The sequence below is a fragment of the Achromobacter sp. K91 genome (genome assembly GCF_003576205.1).
Lineage (GTDB): Bacteria > Pseudomonadota > Gammaproteobacteria > Burkholderiales > Burkholderiaceae_B > Achromobacter > Achromobacter aegrifaciens.
This window is the reverse complement of sequence record NZ_QWFB01000005.1, coordinates 1-5,193: the sequence shown is the minus strand read 5'-3', so window position 1 is coordinate 5,193 and position 5,193 is coordinate 1. Positions and strand designations below refer to the sequence as shown.

Sequence of the window (5,193 nt, the reverse complement as noted above, 5' to 3'; positions counted from 1 at the left end):
AGATGTGTATAAGAGACAGCTCCCCCCGCATGGAAAAAGCCGCCACCGTCCCGATGCGCCGACCGCCGGCCAGCGCCAAATCCGAACAGCGCATCCGCGACATCCTGCGCGTCGCCCGCCAGGTCTTCTCCGAAGCCGGCTTCCAGGCGGCCACCACCACCGAGATCGCGCAGCGCCTGGGCGTGTCCGAAGCCACGGTGTTCACTTATTTCGGCGGCAAGCGCGAACTGTGCGTGCGGGTGATCAGCGACTGGTACGACGAGATCATCGCCAAGGTCGAGGACAGCCTGCCCCACGTGCACGGCGCGCGGGCCCGGCTGCATTTCCTGGTGCATGCGCACCTGCGCCACCTGCTGGCCGAAGGCACCGGGCTGTGCGCCTTCATCCTGTCCGAAGGGCGCGCGCGCAACGACGATTTCGGCGAGGTCTACGCGGGCCTGCAGCGCCGCTACACCGCGCCGCTGATGGGCATCCTGGCCCAGGGCCAGGCCGACGGCGACATCCGCCGCGACATGCCGCTGCGGCTCTTGCGCTCGGCCGTCTACGGGCCGATGGAGCATGTGCTGTGGGACGCCATCCTGCGCGGCGCACGGGTGAACGTGGCCGCCACCGCCGACCAGTTGGTCGGCTTCCTGTGGCAGGCGCTGCAGCCGCCCGCGCAGGACGCCCTGGCGCTGGCGCAATTCCGCGGCGAAGTGCGGGACGCCCTGCATCGGCTTCAATCGTCGGAAAACAAGGACGGCGGCTCGTACTGAGGAAAGCCGTTGTAGGCTTCGCCCCGTTCGGCGGGCGCCAGGGTCCAGGAATGGCGGGCATTGGGCACGCCGCCATCCACCCGGATGACGCTGCCGTTGATGAAGGCCGCGGCCGGCGACAGCAGGAACACGACCGCCGCCGCCAGCTCGGCCTCGGTGCCGAAGCGCTGCAGCGGCACCTTGGTGCGCAATTCGCGCAGCACGGCGCGGTAGTCCTCGTCGTAGCTGTCCATGCCGCTGGAAGCGATCCAGCCCGGCGCCACCGCGTTGACGCGCACGCCTGCATGGGCCCATTCGCAGGCCGCGGTTTCGGTCAGGTTCCAGACGCCCGCGCGCGCCGCGCCCGAATGCCCCATGCCCGGCATGCCGCCCCAGATGTCGGCCAGCATGTTGACGATGGCCCCGCCGTGCTGGCGCATGTGCTGGGTGTAGACCTCGCGCGACATCAGGAAGGTGCCGTGCAGATTGTTCTGCACCACCGCGTTCCAGCCGTTGTAGGTGATGCGGTCCAGCGGCGCCGGGAACTGGCCGCCCGCGCAATTGAACAGGCCGTCGATGGCGCCGTGCCGCGCCAGCGCATCGGCAACCGCGCCGCGCACGCCGGCCTCGTCGCGGATGTCGCAGGCGTGCAGGCTGATGCGGCCGCTGGCCTCGGGGTAGATCCGGCAGATTTCGTCCTGCGCCGCCTGCAGCTTGTCGAGCTTGCGCCCTACCAGCGCCAGGCTCGCGCCCAGCGACGCCAGCTCGTGCGCGGTGCAGCGGCCCAGCCCGCTGCCGCCCCCGGTCACGACGATGGTCTTGCCCTGATACAGCCCCGGCCGGAATACCGACGCGTAGCGTTGGCCGGCGGCCACGCCGCCTGCTTTCTGGCTCATGTCTCGCTCCATTATTTTTTTTGAGGATAACTCAATATTTGTTCCGATTCGATGGCCGGAACAGAAATTTCAACCTAGAATCGACCGCTAGTCCCGCCGCTTTGTTGAGCCTGAATCAAGAAAACTGGAGACCCGGAATGACCACGCCCGCCCCGCTGGACATCGCCCACGACGGACCCATCGCCCGCCTGACGCTGAACCGCCCCGACATGCGCAACGCGTTCGACGACACGCTGATCGCCGCCCTGACCGGCGCAGTGCAGGCCGCGGTGGACGACCCCGCCGTGCGCGTGCTGCTGCTGACGGGCGCGGGCAAGGCCTTCTGCGCCGGCGGCGACCTGAACTGGATGCGCAAGATGGCCACGCTGACCGACGCCGAAAATCGCGCCGACGCGGCCAAGCTGGCCCGCATGCTGCACGCGATCTGGTCCTGCCCCAAGCCGGTGGTGGCCTGCGTCAACGGCGACGCCTATGCCGGCGGCATGGGCCTGGTGTCGGCCTGCGACATCGCCATCGCCGCGGAGAGCGCGCACTTCTGCCTTTCGGAAACACGGCTGGGGCTGCTGCCCGCCACCATCAGCCCCTATGTGCTGCGCGCCATGGGCGAGCGCGCGGCCAACCGCTACTTCCTGACCGCCGAGCGCTTCGACGCCGCGACCGCGTTCCGGCTGGGCCTGGTGCACGACGTCGCCCCCCTGGCCGACCTGGCGCAACGCGCCGAGGCGCTGTGCCTTGCCCTGTGCGACAACGGCCCCGGCGCGGTGCAGGCCAGCAAGCGGCTGGTGCGCGATTTCGCCGGCCGGGAGATCGACGCGGCCCTCATCGCCGACACGGTGGAACGCATCGCGGCCGTGCGCAGCACGGACGAAGCGCGCGAAGGCGTCGGCGCGTTCCTGGAAAAGCGCGAACCTTCCTGGCGCCTCAGGCGCTAGGCGCCCAGCCGCTCGGCCAGGAAATCGACGAAGGCGCGCAGCTTGGGCAGCGGGTGCCTGCTGTCGGGCCACAACACGGAAAAGCGGCCGCCAGCGTCGAGGTGCTCGTCCAACACAGTGATGAGCCTGCCTTCGTCCAAAGCCGCCCGCAGCGCGAAGTCCGGCAGGTAGGCCAGACCCAGCCCGGCCTGTGCCGCGCCGATCAGCGCCTCGACACTATTGAAGGTCAACGCCGCGGGCTGCGGCGCGAGTGGCCCGTCGCGGAACTGCCAGTGCTGCGCCTGGCCCGAGCCCGGATAGCGATAGGCCAGCCTGGCGTGGCCATCCAGGTCGTCCGGCGTGCGCGGCGCGCCATGCGCGGCCAGATAGGCGGGCGCGCCCGCCACCACGAATCGATACGGCCCCAGCGGCCGCGCCCTGAGGCGCGAGTCAGCGAAGTCCCCGCTGCGTATCACTGCGTCCAGCCCCTCGCCGATCACGTCGACGATGCGGTCGTTGAAGTCCAGGTCGAGTTCGATCTCCGGATAAAGGCGGGTGAATTCAGGCAGCAGCGGCAGCAACAAGCGGTAGCCGATGGCCGGCACGCTGACCCGCAAGCGCCCGCGCGGCGCTTCGCGGCCCTGCGTCACCTCGGCTTCGGCCTCATCCAGCTCGTGCACGATGCGCAAGCAGCGCTCCAGATAGAGCGCGCCCGCTTCGGTCAGGCTGATGCGCCGCGTACTGCGGTTGAGCAGGCGCACGCCCAGCCTGTCCTCCAGCCGCGCCACGCTCTTGCCCACCGCCGAGGCCGACAGGCCCAGATGCTCGGCGGCCGCGACGTAGCTGCCGCGCTGCGCGGCGTGGACGAAGGCATGTATTCCGCTCAGGCTGTCCATTTCCGCTCCATTAAGGAATATTTATCCGCTTAGATAGGAAATACGCGGCATTTTTGTTTTATTGACGCGATTTTATCCTTCATCGACGCCTATCCCGGCTATTCCAACCTGATTCGTCGATGCCTTCCCCTACCTCAGTTCCCGTTTCCCCTGGCTGGACCATGCTTGCCGTCTGCACGGCCGCCCTGATCCTGCCCTTGAGCTTTTCCGGCGGCGCCATCGCCACCCCCGCCATCGGCCGCGATCTGGGCGGCCACGCCCAGGCGCTCGGCTGGATCACCAACGCCTTCATGCTGAGCTTCGGCAGCCTGCTGATGGCGGCTGGCACGCTGGCCGACGCGTACGGCCGCAAGCGCCTGTTCGTGTCCGGCGTGGCCTTATTCGTGCTGGTATCGATTGCGTTGGCCCTGGCGCCCACGGTGGCTTGGCTGGACGGCCTGCGCGCACTGCAGGGCGCGGGCGCCGCAGCAGCCCTCGCGGGCGGCTCGGCCTCCCTGGCCCACGCCTGCTCCGGTCCGGCGCGCACCCGTGCCTTTGGCCTGCTCGGCGCCAGCTTCGGCGCAGGCCTGGCGCTGGGGCCGATGCTGGCCGGCCTGTTGATCGACAGCCTGGGCTGGCGCTCGGTCTTTCTGTCGAGCGCCGCGGTCGGCGCTATGGCGCTGGCCGTCGCCCTGCCCCGGATGCAGGAATCGCGGGACCCGCAAGCGGGTCCGCTGGACTGGGCGGGCAGCCTGGCCTTCACCTGCGCGCTGGCGCTCTTGACCTGGGGCATCCTGGAAATGCCTGCCGCGCGCGGCGCGTCCGCGCTTGCCTGGAGGCTGCTGGCCGCTGCGGCGCTGTGCCTGCTGGCCTTCGTCGCGATCGAGCGCCGCGTGCGCCGGCCGATGCTGAACCTGACGCTGCTGCGCTATCCGCGCTTTGTCGGCGTGCAGATGCTGCCCGTAGCCACCTGCTATTGCTATGTGGTGCTGCTGGTGTTGCTGCCGATCCGCTTCATCGGCATCGAGGGGCGCAGCGAGGCCAGCGCAGGATTGGCGATGGCGGCCCTGTCCGCGCCGCTGCTCTTCATGCCGGCGGTCGCCGTCTGGACCATGCGCTGGATGAGCGCGGGCCGCAGTTGCGCGCTGGGCCTGCTGGCCGCAGCCCTGGGCCTGTACTGGCTCAGCCGCATCGGGGTGGAACACGCGCCCCAGGCCGCGCTCTGGCCCATGCTGCTGATCGGCGCAGGCACCGGCCTGCCCTGGGGCCTGATGGACGGCCTGTCCATGAGCGTCGCGCCGCCCGAGCGGGCCGGCATGGCCGCCGGCATCTTCAGCACCACCCGCGTAGCCGGTGAAGGCATCGCGCTGGCCAGCGTCAACGCCTTGCTGACCTTCTTGATCGCCCACCGGCTCGGCGCGGATCCAGGCGCCGCCGCGCAATACCTCGCAGCCGGCGACATGGCGCAAGCCCTGTTCCATCAGCCCGGCGCGGCCCCGGCCCTGTTGCGCCAGGCTTATGACGACGCCTTCCGCCAACTGCTGCACGCGCTGATCGCTATCACCCTGGCCTGCGCTGCGGTGGTGGCGCTGTTCCTGGATGCGCCACGCAGCCAGACCTTGCAGGCACGCATGCCATAATTCCTGGCGTATTTTCAGGAAGTCTCATGCCACACGCTTTTCCTCCCCTGAACGCCGAGCGCCTCTGGGCCCGCGTCGAAACCCTTTCCCGTTTCACCCTGCCCGACGTCCCCTGGACGCGCCGCGCATTCTCGCCG

At 69.5% G+C, this 5,193-nt stretch carries 5 protein-coding genes; 3 read left to right on the top strand and 2 right to left on the bottom strand.

All coding sequences use genetic code 11. The features are described 5' to 3' along the window. The first annotated feature begins 29 nt into the window (after nucleotides 1-29). A complete protein-coding gene (locus DXK93_RS01150) occupies nucleotides 30-755 on the top strand; it encodes a TetR/AcrR family transcriptional regulator (protein WP_119449102.1) in 726 nt (241 codons plus the stop codon). Here the strand turns inward: DXK93_RS01150 and DXK93_RS01145 are convergent. After that, nucleotides 719-1,630: an SDR family oxidoreductase gene (locus DXK93_RS01145; protein WP_119449101.1), complete on the bottom strand. Its 912-nt coding sequence runs from the start codon at nucleotides 1,628-1,630 to the stop codon at nucleotides 719-721. The genes DXK93_RS01150 and DXK93_RS01145 overlap by 37 nt on opposite strands. Before the next feature lie 137 nt (nucleotides 1,631-1,767). Between DXK93_RS01145 and DXK93_RS01140 the strand changes: the two genes are divergently transcribed. Then, the gene (locus DXK93_RS01140) at nucleotides 1,768-2,562 is read left to right on the top strand and encodes an enoyl-CoA hydratase/isomerase family protein (RefSeq protein WP_119449100.1); all 795 of its coding nucleotides are present in this window, start codon (nucleotides 1,768-1,770) and stop codon (nucleotides 2,560-2,562) included. Here the strand turns inward: DXK93_RS01140 and DXK93_RS01135 are convergent. Continuing rightward, on the bottom strand, nucleotides 2,559-3,437 hold the full coding sequence (locus DXK93_RS01135; RefSeq protein ID WP_119449099.1) for a LysR family transcriptional regulator: 879 nt from the start codon (nucleotides 3,435-3,437) through the stop codon (nucleotides 2,559-2,561). The two genes, DXK93_RS01140 and DXK93_RS01135, sit on opposite strands and share 4 nt — an antisense overlap. A gap of 161 nt (nucleotides 3,438-3,598) precedes the next feature. Here DXK93_RS01135 and DXK93_RS01130 point away from each other — a divergent pair, with 161 nt between their 5' ends. Further along, nucleotides 3,599-5,056 (top strand): MFS transporter, encoded by a 1,458-nt coding sequence (locus DXK93_RS01130; RefSeq protein WP_233564478.1) that lies wholly within the window; start codon nucleotides 3,599-3,601, stop codon nucleotides 5,054-5,056. Nucleotides 5,057-5,193: the final 137 nt, after the last annotated feature.